This window comes from Actinokineospora sp. NPDC004072 (assembly GCF_053604195.1).
Map to the genome: position 1 here is coordinate 23963 of NZ_JBSGHB010000023.1, position 18349 is coordinate 42311.

An 18349-nucleotide genomic window follows, 5' to 3' on the forward strand; every position below is an offset into this window, starting at 1 on the left:
TGACGATGGACTTCGACGCCACGGGCAAGGTCTCCCTCGACCACATCTACACCGCGCCGGACCCGCGCCCGTTCTTCAGCACCCTGCGCGGCCTGGACTACCGCGTGCCGCAGCTGGCCAAGCCGCACTTCACCGACCTGATCGCCCGCTGCGGTGCGCGGCGGGTGCTCGACATCGGCTGCTCCTACGGCGTCAACGCCGCGCTGCTGCGCTGCGACCTGACGATGGACGAGCTGTTCGACCGCTACCCCGCCGACGACCGCACCCGCGCCGAGCTGCTGGTGGCCGACCGCGAGCTGGTCCGCACCCGCGGGCGCCCGGCGTGGTTCGCCGGCCTGGACGCCTCCCGCCCCGCGCTGGACTACGCCCTGGCCGCGGGCTTCCTCGACGCCGCCGTGCACGCCGACCTGGAGACCGACGAGCCCACCCCCGCCCAGCGGGCGCTGTTCGACACCATCGACCTGGTGATCTCCACCGGCTGCATCGGGTACGTGACCGAGGCGACCCTGGCCCGCGTCGCAGGCGCCAGGACCCCGTGGATGGCGCACTTCGTGCTGCGCATGTTCCCCTTCGCCCCCATCGCCGACCGCCTCGACGCCCTCGGCTACCAGACCGAGGTGGTCGACCGGATGTTCCCGCAGCGCCGCTTCGCCTCCGTCGAGGAGCAGGAGCAGGTGCTCGACACCCTCGCCCAGGCGGGCGTGGACCCGTCCGGGTGGGAAACCGGCGGGTGGCTCTACGCCCGATTGCACATCTCCCGGCCCCGCGCCAGAGTTCTCCCCTGATCCCCTCCGCCAGGGAAGGTTGCCCCTGTGACGACGTTCGCCCACGAGGACCGGCTGCCCCGCGTGCCGCTGCCTGCCCTGGAGGAGTCGTGCGCCCGCTTCCTCAGCTGGTGCGCGCCGCTGCTCACCCCGGCCGAGCTGGCCGAGACCGAGGCCGCCGTGGCCGACTTCCTGCGCCCGGACGGCGTCGCCCGCTCGCTGCACGCCGAGCTGGAGAAGTTCGACGCCACCGAGGGCGTGCGCAGCTGGCTGGACCTGTTCTGGCCGTCGCGCTACCTGGGTCGGCGGGACCGGATCGCGCTCAACGCGAACTTCTTCTTCCTGTTCGAGGACTCCCCGCTGGGCCAGGTCGAGCGGGCGGCCGCGCTGGTGTCGGCCGCGGTGGACTACAAGCTGGCGCTGGACGCCGAAGCCGTGCCGCCGGTGGTGGTGCGCGGCCGGCCGCAGTCGATGGAGCAGCAGAAGTTCCTGTTCTCCACCACCCGCATCCCCGGCCCGGTCCAGGACACCGTGCGCGCGCCGTACGGCAACGGGTGGGACGGGCCATCGCCTGCCCAGCACATCGCGGTCTTCCACAAGGGCGCGGTGTTCGCGCTGGACGTGTTCGCCGACGGCCTGCCCCACGCGCCCGAAGCGCTCGCCGACGCCCTGCGCGCGATCATGGCCGACGCCGCGCGCCCGGCCGCACCGGTCGGCCACCTGACGACGATGGCCCGCGCGGAGTGGGCGGCGGCGCGGGAGCGGCTGCGGGCGGCCAACGCCGAGGCGCTGGAGGTCATCGAGTCGGCGCTGTTCTGCCTGTGCCTGGAGGACTGCGCCCCCGTCGACGCGAAGGCCGCGTGCGACCAGCTCCTGCACGGCGACAGCGGCAACCGCTGGTTCGACAAGGCCGTGTCGCTGGTCGTCTTCGCCGACGGCCGGGCGGGCATCAACGTCGAGCACTGCGGCCTCGACGGCACCACGATCCTGGCCTTCACCGACGCCCTGCTGCGCCCGATCATCCCGCGGTCCACCGCCTTCGCCCCCGGCACGCCCGCCGCGCGCCCGGTGGAGTTCACCGTGGACGACGCGCTGCGCGCCGACATCGCCGAGGCCGCGGCGTCCTTCGCCGACTACGCCGCGGGCACGGCGACCACGACCGTCTCCTTCCCCGGCTTCGGCTCCACCGCCATCAAGGCGCTGGGCATGTCACCGGACGCCTTCGTGCAGATGGCCTACCAGTTGGCGCACAAGCGTTCCAAGGGCCTGGTCGGCGCGACCTATGAGTCGATCGCCACCCGCCAGTTCCAGAACGGCCGCACCGAGGCGATGCGGGTCGTGACGCCGGAGGTCCTGGCGTTCGTCGAGGCGATGGAGACCGGCAGCCCCGACCGCGCCGCCGCCTTCCGCGCCGCGGCGCAGGCCCATGTGGCCAGGGCGAAGGAGTGCCAGGCGGGCCTGGCGCCCGAGCAGCACCTCTGGGAGCTCCAGTGGATCCAGCGCCGCCAGGGCGGCACCACCCCCATGCCGCTGTTCGACTCCCCCGGCTGGCGGATCATGCGCGACGACTACCTGAGCACGTCCTCAGCCCCGTCGACCACGATCCAGTACTTCGGCTTCGGCTCCACCAGCGAGCAGTGCATCGGCGTGGCCTACGTGCTGCTGCCCGACCGCTTCAACGTCTACCTGAGCACCCCGCGCGCCGTCGCCGCCGAGATGACCGCCTTCGCCGACCACCTGCGCGACGCCGTGCCCGAGCTGGCGGCCCTGCTCAGGGAGTGAGGCACGCCCGACCGATCACGCCGACGCGCGGGCGGCGATCGCGTCGAGCACGTCCGCGTGCTGGTCGGGCACCCCGATGGCGAGGGCCAGCTCACCGCTGGCCGCGGTCAGGGTGAAGGTGAAGAAGGAGCAGCACTGCGACTCCCGCACCACCAGCTCAGCCGCCCGGGCAGCCACCTCGGGCGTCGCCTCCAACGCGATCCGCAGCCCGGTCGGCCCCGTCCGCTCCAGCCCGCGCAGCGCCTCGGCGAACAACCCGTCGAACTCCGCCACGCGCAACGGCTGCTCGGCGGTGGGGAGCGTGCAGGCGGCGGGAGCCCAGTTGTCGGTCATGCCACCACGGTAGTCCCGATCAGACCGCGGACGGCCGGACGGCGACAGCCGGTCACGCCATGGTCAGGCGCACGACTGCGGCGGTGATGCGCTCGTCGGTGGCGGTCAGCGCGATGCGGACGTGGTGGGTGGCGGTGGGGCCGTAGAAGGGGCCGGGGGCGGCGAGGATGCCGTGGTCGGCCAGCCAGGAGACGGTGTCCCACGCCGGTTCGCCGCGGGTGGCCCACAGGTACAGGCCCGCCTCGGAGTGGTCGACGGTGAAGCCCGCCTCGGTCAGCGCCGCGCGCAGCGCCTCGCGGCGGCGGCCGAAGCGCGCCTTCTGGGCCACGACGTGCTCGTCGTCGGCGAGGGCCGCGGCCATCGCCGCCTGCACCGGGAACGGGACGATCATGCCGGCGTGCTTGCGGATCTCCAGCAGCCGTGCGACCAGCGCGGGGTCACCGGCGATGAACCCGGCGCGGTAGCCCGCGAGGCTGGAGGACTTCGACAGCGAGTGCACCGCGAGCAGGTTGGTGAAGTCGCCGTCGCACACCGACGGGTGCAGGATCGACACCGGCTCGGCGTCCCACCCCAGCGACAGGTAGCACTCGTCCGACGCGACGACCACACCGCGCTCGCGGGCCCAGTCGACGACCTTGCGCAGGTGCTCGACGGGGAGCACCTTGCCCGTCGGGTTGGCGGGCGAGTTCAGCCACAGCAGCGAGGGCGTCGCCGGGCCGATCTGGGTCAGGCTGTCCGCCCGCAGCACCGACGCGCCCGCCAGCAGCGCGCCGACCTCGTAGGTCGGGTACGCGACCTCGGGGATCACCACGGACTTGGCGCCCAGCAGCGTCGGCAGCCAGGCCACCAGCTCCTTGGACCCGATGGTCGGCAGCACCGCGGCCGGGTCGAGCCCGACCACCCCGTACCGGCGGGCCATCGCCGCGACCGCGGCCGCGCGCAGGGCGGGCGTGCCGTGCGTGGTGGGGTAGCCGGGGACCTCCGACACCGACGCGAGCGCGTCGCGGATCACCGCGGGCACCGGGTCGACCGGCGTGCCGACCGACAGGTCGACCACGCCGTCGGGGTGCGCGCGGGCACGGGCGGCGTGGTCGGCCAGGCTGTCCCAGGGGAAGTCGGGAAGCGCGCTCACTCGTCGTGGGAGCGCGGTTCCAGCGCCTTGATCCAGTCGGGGTCGTTGCTGGTCTTGCCGGTCTTGGACGCACCGCCGGGGGAGCCGAGCTCGTCGAAGAAGTCCACGTTCGCCTTGGTGTAGGCGGCCCACTGGTCGGGCACGTCGTCCTCGTAGTAGATGGCCTCGACCGGACAGACCGGCTCGCACGCGCCGCAGTCCACGCACTCGTCGGGGTGGATGTAGAGCATCCGTTCCCCCTCGTAGATGCAGTCGACAGGGCACTCCTCGATGCAGGCCTTGTCGAGCAAATCAACGCAGGGCTCGGCGATCACGTACGTCACTGCGGTCTCCTGCTCCTTCTATCTTCGACGGCGCGCAGGCGTCCTACTGCGCGACACCGGCCAGTATCCCCTGCCCACCAGCCTGCCACGCAGCAGGTGCCATGTTGCTCACAATGCAGGAGTCGCCTACCGAGCACTCCCGGAGTGGGGTAGTGCACCCGATGGGGTCAGCCCCGGTGCTGCCGGTCCGCCCCGGCGGCGGGCTGGGGGTGGGCGGCCATCCACTTGCGGGCCTTCTTGGCGGCGCGCTTGAGGGCGGAGCGCTCGCCCAGGTAGTCGCCGAGGGCGCCGACCAGGGGGAGCATGCCGATGGCCTGGTGGTAGAAGCGGCCCTGGGGGCGCTTGTCGAGTTCCGAGCCGAGGGCGTGGAGGGTGCGGCCGAAGCGCCAGAGGGTGCCTGCGGCGGCCTTGAGGGTGACGCGGCCGTGCTTGCTCGTGCTGGTGTCGAGGTCCTCGACGAGGGCGGCGGTGGCGGCGTCCTCCTCGGCGTCGGTGAGGTGGTCGCCGATGCCCGCCGCCAGGTCGGGGGCGATGTCGCGGTCGAACAGGACGTGGGCGATCATCCGGACCCGGGTCGCGGCGTCCAAGCCGTTCTCCATGCCGATCGCGGAGAGGACCAGGCCCTGGCCTGCGGAGGCCAGCGTCGTCTGGATCGGCAGCCGGTCAGCCAGCGCGCCGCCGATGCCGGGGATCGCGGCGATCAGCACGGTGAAGCGGCCGACCCGGTTGAGCCACCAGTCCTCCCGCTGGCCCACCGTCATCCGCTCCCACGCCTCGGTGCCGGGCACCCGCAGGTGCTCAAGACCCGACCGCAGCCGCTCGCGGATCGACTTGTCGACTTTCTCCAGCTGCTCGCGGTCCTCCCGGTCGGCGGCCGTCAGGACCTTGCGGACCAGGAAGAACGGGTTGGAGTCGCGCAGGGCGTCCAGCAGCGGCGCGGTGGCGCGCACGAACGGGCGCAGCACCGACACCACGTGCTTGTCGGTGATGTACTCGGCCACCCGCCCAGTCTGGGCGATCAGCGCCGGTCCCGCAGGGTCAGCGGCGCTCGCCGCGCGCGATGGCCGCCTTGGCCATCACGTCGCCGATGCGGAAGGCGGCCGGGAACGCCCCCGCGCCCAGCAGCAGGAGCATCCGCCAGTCCGCCAGCACGATCCGGTCGCCGCCGGGGCCGATGAGCACGAACAGCAGCAGCGTGCCCAGCCACACCCACAGCGGCCCGCCTGCGACCGCGGGCCGGGGCCGCACCTCGGCGGCCGCCCCCACCAGCCACCACAGGCTCACCCCGGCCACCAGCGCCGAGATCGGGAACGGCAGCCCGCCCAGGTCGGGCAGCAGCGTCCCGTCGAAGCGCAGCGGCAGGAAGAACAGCTCGAAGACCGCGAGCACGGCGCTGAGGACCAGCAGGCCCCCGAGGGAGCCGCGCTCGCGGGTCACCGGTCCGCGCCCGCGTGCTCGACGGGGGCCAGCCCGCCGAACAGGTCGGTCTCGGCCGGGCCGGAACCCGAGGCCAGCACGTAGCACTCGGTGTCGAGCACCGGCTGGGCGATGCCGTTGGACAGCGCGTAGGCCATCGCGCCGTCGTCGCCCTGCCAGACGCCCACCTGGGTCGCGTGGGCGCGCAGGGCGCGCAGCTTGGCGGGCAGGTGGTCGCCGATGGCCACCCGGGTGGTGATCTCGCTGTCGGCGACGACCGGCAGCTCGCCGGGCTCGGGCATCCGGTACGGCAGGTCGACGCCCTCAAGGGCGGCCAGCCCGGCGGCCACATCGGCCTCGGACACCACGGCGTAGTACAGCCGCTGCACCTCGGGGCAGGTCGCCAGGGCGGCGACGGTGATGTCGTGGGCCCGGATGTGGTCGGGGTGGCCGTAGCCGCCGTCGGGCCCGTAGGTGACGACCACCTGCGGGCGCACGTCGGCCAGGATCGCCGCCAGCGCGGCGGCCTGCTCGTCGGGGTCGCCGCCGATGAAGGCGCGCGGGTGGGCGTTGGCGGGGGTGTCGACCATGCCCGAGTCGCGCCAGCGGCCCATGCCGCCGAGGTAGCGGTGGTCGGAGACGCCGAGCGCGGCGCACGCGGCGCGCAGCTCGGCCACCCGGTAGCCGCCGAGCTGGTCGGCGGCGTGCGCGCCGAGCTGGGCCAGCGATTCGGGGATGATCTCGCCCTCCTCGCCCAGCGTGCAGGTCACCAGGGTCACCTGCACGCCCGCGGCGGCGTAGCGGGCGATGGTCCCGCCGGTCCACAGGCTCTCGTCGTCCGGGTGCGCGTGGACGAGCAGCAGTCGTGGTGGGGCTGTCAGCATCGGGGTCAGCCTATGCGCGGTAGGGCGATGCGGGCGCGCGGACCCCTGGTCCGGCGCGCCCGCATCGGCGTCCAGCGGAGAAGTGGATCTTCTCCGGTCGGTCACCCTACTACGGCAGGACCTGCCGCTCCTCGGCGAAGTGGCACGCCGAGACGGTGGCCCCGTGGGCCACCAGCGGCGGCTCCTCGGTGGCGCAGATGTCCTGGGCCTTCCAGCAGCGCGTGCGGAACCGGCACCCCGACGGGGGGTTGGCCGGGCTGGGCACGTCGCCGGTCAGCACGATCCGCTGCCGCTGCCGCTCCTGCTTGGGGTCGGGCACCGGCACCGCGGACAGCAGCGCCTGGGTGTAGGGGTGGGTCGGCCGCTCGTAGATGGAGTGGCGGTCGCCGATCTCGACGATCTTGCCGAGGTACATGACCGCGACCCGGTGCGAGATGTGCCGGACCACCGACAGGTCGTGGGCGACGAACAGGTACGCCAGCCCCAACCGCTCCTGCAGTTCCTCCAGCAGGTTGACCACACCCGCCTGGACCGAGACGTCCAGGGCCGACACCGGCTCGTCCAGCACGATCATCTTCGGGTCCAGGGCCAGCGCGCGGGCGATGCCGATGCGCTGGCGCTGGCCGCCGGAGAACTCGTGCGGGTAGCGGTTGCGGTGCTCGGGGTTGAGGCCCACCAGCTCCAGCAGCTCGTCCACCCGGCGCTGGATCTTGCGGTCGTCGCCGTAGCGGTGGATGCGCAGCGGCTCGGCCACCACGTCGTTGACCTGCCAGCGCGGGTCCAGCGATGCGTACGGGTCCTGGAAGACGATCTGCATGTCCTTGCGCATCGGCCGCAGCTGCGCGGGCGAGAGCGTGGTCAGCTCGCGCCCCTCGAACCGCACCGACCCCGAGGTCGGCTTGTGCAGCTGCAGGATGGCCCGCCCGGTGGTGGACTTGCCGCAGCCGGACTCGCCGACCAGGCCCAGGGTCTCGCTGCGGTGGAGGGTCAGGCTGACCCCGGCCACGGCCTGCACCTCGGCCACCGTGCGCGGGATGATCCCGCCGCCGCGCACCGGGAAGGTCTTGACCAGGTCGGTGACCTCCAGCAGCGGCGCGCTGCCGGTCTCGGCGGCCTGCGGGTCCGCCTTGGCGTATGTCTCGGTCATGACGATGGGCCTTCCTGCCGCAGCCGCTGCTCGATCGCCGCGACGTCGTCGCCCGCCTCGGCGGCGGGCTGCACCGGGGTCACGGTGTCGTCGATGGTGCCGATCTCCTCGTGCTCGAAGAGCCGCTCGGGGTTCGGCAGCGAGGCCAGGTGCTGCCAGCGGTGGCAGCGGCCGGTGTGGTTGGCCGCGTCGGTGGTCACCAGCTGCGGCTCGACCTGCTTGCACTCGTCGATGACCAGCGGGCAGCGCGGGGAGAACGAGCAGCCGCTGGGCAGGTTGATCAGCGAGGGCGGCGCCCCCAGGATCGGGGTGAGCCGCTTGCCCAGCATGGTCGGGTCCGGCAGCGAGCCGAGCAGGCCGACGGTGTAGGGCATCCGGGGGCGGTCGAACACGTCGTCGACCGGCCCGGCCTCCACGACCGTGCCCGCGTACATCACCTGCACGCGGTCGACCATGCCCGCGACGACACCCAGGTCGTGGGTGATCATCACGATGGCCGCGTCCGTCTCGTCGCGGATGCGCAGCATGGTCTCCAGGATCTGCGCCTGGACGGTCACGTCGAGGGCCGTGGTCGGCTCGTCGGCGATGATCACGTCCGGGTCGTTGATGATCGCCATGGCGATCACCACGCGCTGGCGCATGCCGCCGGAGAACTCGTGCGGGTACTGGTTGGCCCGCTTCTGCGGCTCCGGGATGCCGACGAGCTCCAGCGCCTCGACGGCCTTGGCCCAGGCGACCTTCTTGGCGACGTCGTGGTGGGCCTTGTAGGCCTCCGCGAGCTGCCAGCCGATGGTGAAGACCGGGTTCAGCGAGGTCATCGGGTCCTGGAAGATCATGGCGATGCCGTTGTTGCGGATGCCCTGCATCTGCTTGTACGACTGCCCGACCAGCTCCCGGTCCCGGAACTTGATCGACCCGGTGATCTTGGCGGAGCGGGGCAGCAGGCCCATGACCGCCATCGAGGACACCGACTTGCCCGATCCGGACTCGCCGACGATGCCGAGCACCTCGCGGGGGCGCAGCGAGTAGGACACGTTGCGCACCGCGCGCACGTCGCCGTCGTCGGTCGGGAAGGTGACCGAGAGGTCGTCCACGGCCAGCACCGCGTCGGTGGTGACGCGGTCGTTGAGCACGGTCATCAGGCACGCACCTTCGTCTGCCGCGGGTCGAACGCATCGCGCAGGCCGTCGCCGATGAAGTTCACGCACAGCGACAGCGCGACGATGATCACGAACGGCCCCCAGAACAGCCAGGGCCGGGCGGTGATCTGCGGGTAGTTCTCGCTGATGATCAGGCCCAGCGAGGTGTCCGGGATCTGCACGCCGAGGCCGATGAACGACAGCGCGGCCTCCGACAGCACGGCCAGGGCCACGGCCAGCGTGGCGTTGACCGTGATGCTGCCGACCATGTTGGGCACCAGGTGGCGGAAGATCACCCAGCGGGTGCTCGCGCCGGAGGCGGTCGCCGCCTCGATGAACTCGCGCTGGGACAGCGACAGGGTCTCGCCCCGGGTGATGCGGGCGATGGACATCCAGCCGAACGAGGCCAGCACCAGGGCCACCACGTACCAGCTGCCGCTGAACGCCTTGACCAGGATGGCCGCGACGGCGATCTGCGGGATGATCAGCAGCAGGTCGATGAGCCTGCTGATGGCGGTGTCGACGAACCCGCGCAGGTAGCCCGCCAGGGCCCCGAGGGTCACCCCGAGCGCGGTGGCGATGACCGCGACGGTGAGGGCGATCTGCACCGACAGCCGGGTGCCCCGCATGAGCTGGGCCAGCATGTCCTTGCCGATCTGGTTGGTGCCCAGCGGGTGCTCCGCGCTGGGCGGCTCGAACCGGCCGCCGGAGGCGTCGTCGACCGAGATGGTCCAGAACAGCGGACCCAGCAGGCCGAACGCCACGATCAGCAGGAACACGACGAGGCTGGCCACGGCCAGCTTGTGCCGGAAGAAGCGCTGCCGGATGAGCGTGCTCTGCTTGCGCGCCTTGGTGGTGTCGAACTCGCTCGACGTGCCGAGCGGGGGACCGGGCTGGTCCGCGGTGAGCAGCAACGGGTCGCTAGGCAAGGCGGATCCTCGGGTCGAGTACGCCGTACATGATGTCGGCGACGAGGTTGAAGATGATGACCATGGTCGCGGTGACCATCAGCCACCCCATCAGCATGTTCGGGTCGAACTGGCGCACGGAGTTGACCAGCAGTGACCCCATTCCGCGCCAGCTGAACACCTGCTCGGTCACGATCGCCCCGGTGAAGACCACGGCGAAGTTGATCGAGAACAGGGTGGTGACCGGGATCATCGCGTTGCGGAAGGCGTGGCGCAGGATCACCCGGCGCTGGGAGAGCCCCTTGGCCTTGGCGGTGCGCACGTAGTCCGAGTGCAGCGTCTCCAGCATCGAGGCGCGCTGGAAGCGGCTGTAGGCGGCGAAGCTGATCAGGGCCAGCGTGATCGTCGGCAGCGTGTATTGACTTGTGTAGTCGTACAGGATGTCGATAAGACTGCCTTCATAACCGCTGGTTGCCGGTGAGACGGTGCTCAGCCAGCGCTCCATGCCCATGCTCTCCAGGACGTTGTTGAACTGGATGCCGTAGGTCTTGAGGATCACGGCGACGCAGAACACCGGCATGGAGAACATCAGGAAGGCCGCGGAGGTGGCGAAGTAGTCGAAGATCGAGTACTGCTTCACCGCCGCGAGCACGCCGACGGCGACGCCCAGCAGGATCGCCAGCAGCTCGGCGCCGATGACCAGGCGGAAGGTGATCCACAGCGACTGCATGACCGAGTCGAAGACCTCGACCCTGGCCTGGCCGAGCGCGATGCTGGTGCCCCAGTCGCCGGACAGGAAGTCGGTCAGCCAGATCCAGTAGCGTTCGACCACGGACTTGTCCAGGCCCAGCTCGATCTCCAGGGACCGGACCATCTCCTCGGTCACGTTCGGGCGCGCCCGGTATTCCGCGAGCGGGTTGCCCGCCGAGGCAACCATCACGTAGGCGAGAAAGCTGCCGAGCGCCAGGATCGGTATTGATATCAGCAGCCGTCGGATGATGTAGCGAATCACGAGAACTCCTCGGTGGGGCCCAGGCGACCGGTAGGTGCGCTCCGGCGTCCTGACCAAGCCAGTGTGCGCCGGCCGCGGTCAGTGCCCAAGCGGAAGGGGCCGGACTGTGTGGCCCGGCCCCTCCCGCTCGTCGACCTGTCAACCGCCAGGGGGCGGCGTGGTGACTAGGAGACGACCCACTCGTTGGCGTTCCACAGCGCGCCGTAGTACGACTGGAAGAACACCTTGTCGATGCCCTTGAACGCCCACATCCGAGGCAGCTGGTACAGCGGCAGGGTGTAGTTGTCCTCGGCCATCAGCTTGTCGGCGCGGGCGTAGGCCTCGCGGCCCTTGGCCTCGTCCAGGCTGGTCGACGCCTCGATGTAGGCCGCGTCGACCTCCTTGTTGGAGTACGCCGACCAGTTCTGGCCGCCACCGGTGGAGTAGATCGACTTCTGGCTCGACTTGAACGGGGCGGCCGACCACGCGAACAGCGCGATGTCGTAGTCGCCCTGGCTCACCCGGGTGTCCAGGAAGTTCGGGTCGGTGTCGTCGATGATCTCGATGCCCGCGGGCTTGCAGTGCGCCTGGACCAGCTCGACGGTCTGCTTGCGGCGGGGGATGTCGGTGTGCGAGATCTTCAGCGACAGCTTCTCGCCGTTCTTGGTGGCGTAGCCGTCGGCGCCGATGGTGAAGCCAGCGCCCTCGAGGGTGGCCTTGGCCGCGGCCTCGTCGCCGGTGTACTGGGCGTAGTTGTCGACGTAGCCGTCCTCACCCTGGAAGAACACGACGCTGCCCAGCGGGGTGGCGTCCTCCAGCACCGGGCGGATCAGCTTCTCGACCAGCTCGTTGCGGTCGACGCACTGCATGAACGCCTTGCGGACGGCCGGGTCCTGCAGCCACTTGTTCTTGAAGTTGAGGTCGAGGTGCTCGAAGGTCAGACCAGCGGTCGCGCCGAAGGACACGCCCTGGGCCGACAGGTTGCGCAGGCGCTCGGCGGCGTTGGCGTCGGGCTGGGCCATGGAGTTGACCAGGACCTCACCGTTCTCCAGCGCCTGGGCCTGGGCGACCTGGTCCGGGATGCCGCGCAGCACGATGGTCTTGGGGCCACCGGGCTTGCCGATGAAGTTCTCGTTGCGCTCCAGGGTCACCGAGTTGTTCTGCTCGAACGCGGTGATCTTGTACTGGGCCGAGGACGGCATCAGCTTCGCGTCGAAGCCGTTCCACTTGGTCTTCCAGAACTCGGCGACCTTCTTCAGCTCGGCGATGTCCGAGGTGGGCGTCAGCTTGGTGATGTCGGCGACGCCCGTCTCCTTCTCCAGGATGTGGGCGGGAAGGATGTCCAGCGAGATGCCGAACAGGCCCTTGTAGTCCGGGTAGGGCTCGCTGAAGGTGGTGACGACCTTGTTCGGGGCCGGGCACTCCAGCTTCTCGATGATGTCGTAGCCGGTGGTGCCAGCGGCGGTGAAGATGTCGGACTCGCCGTCCTTGACCTTGCCGGTCTGCGCCAGCCACGCGAGGTGGAAGTCGTCGCAGTCCCAGGCCTCGCCGTCGGACCAGGTCACGCCCTGCTTGATGTTCCAGGTGACCACCTGGGGGTCCTGGCTGGTCAGCTCGACGGAGTCCATGACGTCCTTGTTGAGCAGGACCTTGTCGTTGCCGTCGAGCTTGTAGGCGCCCGAGAGGACCATCGTCAGCGCGAACGAGTTGTACGAGTTGTTCGCGTCCGCCGCAGCGTTGTTGTAGGCCGTGAACGGGTTGTCGGTGGAGACGTTGATGACCTCGGTCCCCTGCGCCACCTCCGGCGAGGTGTACTCGTCGCCCGACTGGCCCTTAGCGGTGGCCATCGACTTGATGTCGGTGGTCCCGTCGGTGGATCCGTTGCCGCCATCCCCGTTCGACCCGCCGCACGCGCTCAGGACGAGCGACGTTCCGACGACCGCGGCGATTGCCGACAGTGTGGATTTCTTGATTGACACGTGCCCTCCTAGCACAGGGCCCCGCCCTCGGCCGGTCCGGCCGAACGGTCCCTTACCCATCACGCCCCCAACGACCGTTGGGCGGCGCACTAACCGCGCACGCTAGGAACGAAGTGGGTTCCCGGTCACCTCTGCCACGGCGATCGTGACCAAAGGGTGACACGCGAGGGGCCGCACGCAACGCGACTGTTACCACCGCATACGCAGCGCAGGAGCGCCGTGACGTTCCGTGGCCCGTTCTGGCCACTGTCCCAACGGCGGCATGTCCAGATCGCGCCAAATCACCCCTTGAGCCGAACGGCGAGCCAACTCCGGCCGTTCAGCGTCGGTAACGGCGGCTGAACGGATGCCGTACGTATTGACCAGCACCTCCCTACCCCGTTCCAGACAGCTCGAAACGAATCGGGCATAGTGACCCTGGCGCGCGTCTGTCCCTTATGCCGTCTTCTAACCGCTCTGCCGCGGGCCCGGCGTCCACAGCCGACGCGCCCGGCGCGCTCATCCCTGCCTGCGCCACCGGTCGGCGTCGGCGAACGGCCCGGCCAGCGGCGGCCCGACGTCCACACCGGACACCGAGCGGTGGGTGACGAGCTGGTCGGTCTCCTGGTAGAGCGGGTAGACCAGCGCGGCCTGCCACAGCCGCGGCTCCACCGCGGCCAGCACGTCGGCGACCGGGGCCGAGCCGGTCAGCGCGGACTCGATGGACTCGTCGGTGCTCAGGTCGCAGTAGCCCAGCGGGTTGGCCGTCGGGTCCGGGGTGCTCTCCGGCGGGTCCGGGGCGCCCGGCGCGGCGGGCGGGTCGGTGGCCGTGCAGCCGAAGCGGGCGGCCAGCGTGGTGGCCGGGTCGCTGCCCGCGGGCAGCGGGCCGACCAGCAGGTCGATGGGCTCGGCCGGGCGGTACGGGTCGTCCGGGGTGGCGATGGTGGACTGGATGCCCGCCGCGGTGAGCTGCCGCTGCACCTCGGCGGCCAGGTCGGCGTAGTCGGGCCTGCCCGCGGCGATGACCAGGGTCAGCGGGGCGCCGCCGCGCGCCCAGACCGCCCCCTGCTTGGCGAAGCCCGCCTCGGTCAGCAGCTCCTGGACCTGGGCGGGGACGGGCTTGACCGGCACGCCCGCAGGCCGGGTGGCGGTGTAGTTCGGCGCCGACGGCGGGATGACCAGGGAGTCCGCGGGCAGCGCGGCCGCGGGCCCGCCGCCGGTGCCCGCCGCGATCAGCGCCTTGCGGTCGAGCACGGCCACCACCGCCCGGCGCACCGCCGACTCGCGCATGACCTCGCTGACCGGCCGCAGCAGCACCGCCGCCACCGCGGGCCGCGGCACGGCCGCCGCGCTGACCTCCGCGCCCAGGCCGTCGACCAGCGGGGCGCCCTCGGCGTCAACCGGGGTCAGGCCGATCTGCTGGTGGCCGGTCCGCAGCGCGCCGACCAGGCCGGGGACGTCGGTGCGGCGCAGCACGACCCGGTCGAGGGCGACCGGCTCGGCCCAGTAGCGGTCGTTGCGCTCCAGCACGACCTCGCCGCGGTCGCGGTCGAGCAGCCGCAGCGAGTACGGCCCGCCGCTGGCCGGGTAGCTGTCGGCCAGGGCGGCGTCCCAGCCGCCGGGGCTGTCCTTGAGCAGGTGGGCGGGCAGCAGGTCGGCGAACAGCGAGCGCCAGGCCGGGAAGGGCTTGGCGAAGGTGACCTCGACCACCTTGCCGCCCTCGCTGGCGGAGATGTTGGAGACCAGCTGGTAGCCGGGGTCGTCGATGGCCCCGGGCGCGTCGCGCAGCTGGTTCCACAGGTAGACGAAGTCCTCGGCGGCGATCGGCGCGCCGTCCGACCACGCCGCCTCCGGCCGCACCCGGTAGGTCACCACGTACGGCTCGGCCGAGGTGACCTCGGCCGAGACCATCAGCGTGCGGTCGAGCCTGCGCACGCCGTCGGGGCCGGTGCGGAAGACCGAGGGCAGCATCGTCTGCGCGAGCGCGGTGGTGATGGCGGACTGGTCGGCGAGCTTGTGCGGGTTGTAGCCGCCCGCGACGCTGTCGATCCCCACCACGATCTCACCGGGGTCGACCGCCCGGGTGGGCTCGGTCTGGGCGACCTCGGTGGTGACCAGGGGCGGCGGCGGGGCGTTGGTGCAGCCCGCCAGCGCCAGAGCGGCCACCACCGCGACTACCCGACGCACGTCCGACCTCCCCTGGAGTCCCCGGGAGCATGCTGCCAGAAGTCCCGGGCCGCCCACCCACTGGTTGGACAACCCCAACCGCTCTACTTCTGGTCGCGCTGCTTCTCCCGCGACCGCGCCCGCGCGCGGCCGGTGGCGTCCAGGATGACCTTGCGCACCCGCACGACGTCCGGCGCGACCTCGACGCACTCGTCGGCGGCGCAGAACTCCAGCGCCTCCTCCAGCGAGAGCTTGCGCGGCCTGGCCAGCGTCTCCATCACATCAGCGGTGGAGGAGCGCATGTTGGTGAGCTTCTTCTCCTTGGTGACGTTGACGTCGAGGTCCTCGGCCCGGGGGTTCTCCCCCACGACCATGCCCTCGTAGACGTCGGCGCCCGGCTCGACGAAGAAGGTGCCCCGGTCGGCCAGCTGCAGCATCGCGTAGCCGGTGACCGCGCCCTGGCGGTCGGCGACCAGCGAGCCGCTGTGCCTGCTGCGGATCTCCCCGGCCCACGGGAAGTAGCCCTCGAAGATCGCGTTGGCGATGCCGGTGCCGCGGGTCTCGGTGAGGAAGTCGGTGCGGAAGCCGATCAGGCCGCGGGACGGGACCACGAACTCGATCCGGACCCGGCCGGAGCCGTGCCCGCCCATCTGCTCCATCCGGCCCTTGCGGTTGGCCAGCAGCTGGGTGACCGCGCCGAGGTGCTCCTCGGGGGTGTCCACGGTCAGCCGCTCGAACGGCTCGCAGAGCACGCCGTCGATCTGCCGGGTGACGACGGTGGGGCGGCCGACGGTCAGCTCGAAGCCCTCGCGGCGCATCTGCTCGACCAGGATGGCCAGCGCCAGCTCGCCGCGGCCCTGCACCTCCCAGGCGTCGGGGCGCTCGGTGGGCAGCACGCGCACGCTGACGTTGCCGACCAGCTCGGCGTCGAGGCGGTTCTTGACCAGCCGCGCGGTGAGCTTCTTGCCGCCGTTGCGCCCGGCCAGCGGCGAGGTGTTCACGCCGATGGTCATGGAGATGGCGGGCTCGTCCACCGTCAGCCGGGGCAGCGCCTCGGGGTGGTCGGGGTCGGCGAGGGTGTCGCCGATGGTGATGTCCGGGATGCCCGCGATGGCCACCAGGTCGCCCGCGGCGGCCTCCTCGGCCGGGACGCGCTCCAGCGCCTCGGTGACGAGCAGCTCGGTGACACGGACGTTGGTCGCGGTGCCGTCGGCGCGCATCCAGGCCACGGTCTGGCCCTTGCGCAGCTTGCCCGCGTGGATGCGGCACAGCGCGATGCGGCCGAGGAAGGCGGAGGCGTCGAGGTTGGTGACCAGCGCGCGCAGCGGGGCCTCGGCGTCGCCGACCGGCGGCGGGACCGCGCCCAGCAGCAGGTCGAACAGCGGGTCGAGGTTCTCGCTGTCGGGCAGGCCGCCGTCCTCCGGCTGGGTCAGGCTGGCCCGGCCCGCCCGCGCCGAGGCGTAGACGACGGGCAGGTCGAGCACGGAGTCGTCCAGGTCGTCGAACTCCGCGGCCAGGTCGAGCAGCAGGTCGTGGGTCTCGTCGACGACCTCGGCGATGCGGGCGTCGGGGCGGTCGACCTTGTTGACGACCAGCACGACCGGCAGCTTGGCGGCCAGCGCCTTGCGCAGCACGAACCGGGTCTGCGGCAGCGGGCCCTCGCTGGCGTCGACCAGCAGCAGCACGCCGTCGACCATCGACAGCCCGCGCTCGACCTCGCCGCCGAAGTCGGCGTGGCCGGGGGTGTCCACGACGTTGATCGTCACCGGGCCGTCAGCGGTCTGCCTGCGCACCGCGGTGTTCTTGGCGAGGATGGTGATGCCCTTCTCGCGCTCGAGCTCACCGGAGTCCATGACGCGGTCGACGGGCTCGGCGCGGGCGGCGAAGGCCCCCGATTGGCGCAGCATCGCGTCGACCAGGGTGGTCTTGCCGTGGTCGACGTGCGCCACGATCGCGACGTTGCGCAGGTCGAGTCGGCGCAGGCTGACGGGCTCGGCGGTGGCAGTGGGCACGCTCGTGCTCCTGGAGTCTCGCTGGCGGATGGCGGCGGTCGGCGGGCGTGCCCAGGCAGCGGAGTCGCTGCTGCCGCACCACCAGTTTAGCGGTCGCCGGGCAGTGGCAGACGACACACGGGGAAGTGGAGGCCGACGGTGGGCAAGCGGGCGAAGTCCCCTGCGGACGTGGTGAAGAAGCTGATGAAGAAGGGCAAGGTGAAGAAGAAGTGCTGCTCATCCAAGCCGCGATGTCGCAAGTGCCCGGTGCTGGCGCTCAAACGGGCTCGATTGGCGGCTGCGTGAGCAGGCCCTCCGCTGCTACGTTGTGGGCATGAACACGGGACTGTGGTGGGCCGCCTCACGGCGGCTGTGAACCCTGTCCTCATTCCAGGCCGTCCGTCTCGGGCGGCCTTCGTCGTGTCCGGGGCGGCTCGCAAACTTTAGGAGCGCCATGACCCGGCTATCCGCGATCACCCCCTCCGGCCACGCCCACCTGGGCAACCACCTGGGGGCCCTGCGCCGCTGGGCCCGCGACGGCGGCCCCGGCGACCTCTACTTCGTCTCCGACCTGCACGCCATGACCGTCGCGTACAACCCGCCGCGGCTGCGCGCGCTGACCCGCGAGCTGCTGGCCGTGCTGGTCGCCGAGGGCATCGACCCCGGGCACCTGTTCGTCCAATCGGATCTGGTGCGCGAGCTGGGGGCGCTGAGCTGGGTGCTGGAGTGCACCTGCTCCTACGGCGAGGCCGCCAGGATGACCCAGTTCAAGGCCAAGGGCGGCGGCTCGGGCGCGCGGCTGGGCCTGCTGACCTACCCGGTGCTGATGGCCGCCGACATCCTGCTCCAAGGCGCGCACACGGTGCCGGTGGGCGACGACCAGACCCAGCACGTCGAGCTGGCCCGCTCCCTGGCCCGCCGGTTCAACGCGACCTTCGGCGAGGTCTTCGTGGTGCCCGCCGCGGTGACCCCGCCGACCGCCGCGCGCGTCCGCGACCTGTCCGCGCCCGAGCGCAAGATGTCGAAGTCGACGCGCGACTCCGCGGGCGTGGTGTTCGTCCTGGACAACCCGGACCTGATCCGCAGGAAGGTGCTGCGCGCGGTGACGGACTCCCTCGACGTGGTGGCCTACCGGCCGCAGGAGCAGCCCGGCGTGGCGAACTTGCTGGAGATCTACGCCGCGTGCGCGGGCGTGTCGCCCCGGGACGTCTCGTTCGGCACGTACGGGGAGCTGAAGGCGGCCGTGGCCGAGGCGGTGATCGAGGAGCTGCGCCCGCTGCGGGCGAAGGTCGTGGAGCTGCTGGCCGACCCGGCCGAGCTCGACCGCATCCGCAAGGACGGCGCCGAGCGCGCCCGAGCCCGGGCGACCCACCTCCTCGACTCGGCCCTGCGCCTGGCGGGGGTGACCTGAGCCG

16 protein-coding genes are annotated in these 18349 nt (G+C 71.5%); 3 read left to right on the forward strand and 13 right to left on the reverse strand.

Features of this window, described 5'->3' with window-relative positions:
- The first annotated feature begins 5 nt into the window (after positions 1–5).
- Together ACWEPX_RS28375 and ACWEPX_RS28380 are read left to right on the forward strand one after the other, a co-directional pair.
- Complete coding sequence (locus ACWEPX_RS28375) at positions 6–785, forward strand: class I SAM-dependent methyltransferase (RefSeq protein WP_451900311.1); 780 nt, start codon at positions 6–8, stop codon at positions 783–785.
- 27 nt (positions 786–812) lie between these two features.
- On the forward strand, positions 813–2546 hold the full coding sequence (locus ACWEPX_RS28380) for a choline/carnitine O-acyltransferase (protein WP_451900312.1): 1734 nt from the start codon (positions 813–815) through the stop codon (positions 2544–2546).
- A gap of 15 nt (positions 2547–2561) precedes the next feature.
- On the opposite strand, the gene ACWEPX_RS28385 is transcribed toward ACWEPX_RS28380, so the two are convergent.
- From ACWEPX_RS28385 to typA, 13 genes are all read right to left on the reverse strand, one after another.
- Positions 2562–2879 carry a hypothetical protein gene (locus ACWEPX_RS28385; protein WP_451900313.1) on the reverse strand — a complete coding sequence of 106 codons (318 nt, stop codon included), beginning with the start codon at positions 2877–2879 and terminating at the stop codon, positions 2562–2564.
- A gap of 52 nt (positions 2880–2931) precedes the next feature.
- A complete protein-coding gene (gene dapC, locus ACWEPX_RS28390) occupies positions 2932–4011 on the reverse strand; it encodes a succinyldiaminopimelate transaminase (RefSeq protein WP_451900314.1) in 1080 nt (359 codons plus the stop codon).
- Positions 4008–4334 carry a ferredoxin gene (gene fdxA / locus ACWEPX_RS28395; protein WP_451900315.1) on the reverse strand — a complete coding sequence of 109 codons (327 nt, stop codon included), beginning with the start codon at positions 4332–4334 and terminating at the stop codon, positions 4008–4010. The genes dapC and fdxA overlap by 4 nt, the downstream gene beginning before the upstream one ends.
- Positions 4335–4501: 167 nt before the next feature.
- Positions 4502–5335, reverse strand: a complete 834-nt coding sequence (locus tag ACWEPX_RS28400) for a hypothetical protein (RefSeq protein WP_451900316.1) — start codon at positions 5333–5335, stop codon at positions 4502–4504.
- Between the two features lie 37 nt (positions 5336–5372).
- Entirely contained in the window at positions 5373–5771 is a 399-nt protein-coding gene (locus tag ACWEPX_RS28405; RefSeq protein WP_451900317.1) for a hypothetical protein, read from the reverse strand.
- Positions 5768–6634 (reverse strand): N-acetyl-1-D-myo-inositol-2-amino-2-deoxy-alpha-D-glucopyranoside deacetylase, encoded by an 867-nt coding sequence (mshB, locus tag ACWEPX_RS28410; protein WP_451900318.1) that lies wholly within the window; start codon positions 6632–6634, stop codon positions 5768–5770. Before mshB ends, ACWEPX_RS28405 begins: the two co-directional genes overlap by 4 nt.
- A 109-nt stretch (positions 6635–6743) precedes the next feature.
- A complete protein-coding gene (locus ACWEPX_RS28415) occupies positions 6744–7781 on the reverse strand; it encodes an ABC transporter ATP-binding protein (protein ID WP_451900319.1) in 1038 nt (345 codons plus the stop codon).
- Positions 7778–8920, reverse strand: a complete 1143-nt coding sequence (locus tag ACWEPX_RS28420) for an ABC transporter ATP-binding protein (protein ID WP_451900320.1) — start codon at positions 8918–8920, stop codon at positions 7778–7780. The genes ACWEPX_RS28415 and ACWEPX_RS28420 overlap by 4 nt, the downstream gene beginning before the upstream one ends.
- Entirely contained in the window at positions 8920–9849 is a 930-nt protein-coding gene (locus ACWEPX_RS28425) for an ABC transporter permease (RefSeq protein ID WP_451900321.1), read from the reverse strand. Before ACWEPX_RS28425 ends, ACWEPX_RS28420 begins: the two co-directional genes overlap by 1 nt.
- Complete coding sequence (locus ACWEPX_RS28430; protein WP_451900322.1) at positions 9842–10840, reverse strand: ABC transporter permease; 999 nt, start codon at positions 10838–10840, stop codon at positions 9842–9844. The genes ACWEPX_RS28425 and ACWEPX_RS28430 overlap by 8 nt, the downstream gene beginning before the upstream one ends.
- Before the next feature lie 164 nt (positions 10841–11004).
- Positions 11005–12798, reverse strand: coding sequence for an ABC transporter family substrate-binding protein (locus ACWEPX_RS28435; RefSeq protein ID WP_451900323.1), 1794 nt, complete (start codon positions 12796–12798; stop codon positions 11005–11007).
- A 498-nt stretch (positions 12799–13296) separates the two neighbouring features.
- A complete protein-coding gene (locus ACWEPX_RS28440; RefSeq protein ID WP_451900324.1) occupies positions 13297–14964 on the reverse strand; it encodes an ABC transporter family substrate-binding protein in 1668 nt (555 codons plus the stop codon).
- An 83-nt stretch (positions 14965–15047) separates the two neighbouring features.
- The gene (gene typA, locus ACWEPX_RS28445; RefSeq protein WP_451900325.1) at positions 15048–16955 is read right to left on the reverse strand and encodes a translational GTPase TypA; all 1908 of its coding nucleotides are present in this window, start codon (positions 16953–16955) and stop codon (positions 15048–15050) included.
- A 433-nt stretch (positions 16956–17388) separates the two neighbouring features.
- On the opposite strand from typA, the gene trpS reads away from it, so the two are divergent.
- Positions 17389–18345 carry a tryptophan--tRNA ligase gene (gene trpS, locus ACWEPX_RS28450; RefSeq protein ID WP_451900326.1) on the forward strand — a complete coding sequence of 319 codons (957 nt, stop codon included), beginning with the start codon at positions 17389–17391 and terminating at the stop codon, positions 18343–18345.
- The last annotated feature ends 4 nt before the right edge of the window (positions 18346–18349 follow it).

Excerpts from the sequence above, each read along its gene's own strand:
- ACWEPX_RS28385 (WP_451900313.1), bottom strand. The coding sequence starts at position 2,879 with ATGACCGACAACTGGGCTCCCGCCGCCTGCACGCTCCCCACCGCCGAG.
- trpS (WP_451900326.1), top strand. The coding sequence starts at position 17,389 with ATGACCCGGCTATCCGCGATCACCCCCTCCGGCCACGCCCACCTGGGC.
- ACWEPX_RS28375 (WP_451900311.1), top strand. The coding sequence starts at position 6 with ATGGACTTCGACGCCACGGGCAAGGTCTCCCTCGACCACATCTACACC.
- ACWEPX_RS28415 (WP_451900319.1), bottom strand. The coding sequence starts at position 7,781 with ATGACCGAGACATACGCCAAGGCGGACCCGCAGGCCGCCGAGACCGGC.
- mshB (WP_451900318.1), bottom strand. The coding sequence starts at position 6,634 with ATGCTGACAGCCCCACCACGACTGCTGCTCGTCCACGCGCACCCGGAC.
- ACWEPX_RS28420 (WP_451900320.1), bottom strand. The coding sequence starts at position 8,920 with ATGACCGTGCTCAACGACCGCGTCACCACCGACGCGGTGCTGGCCGTG.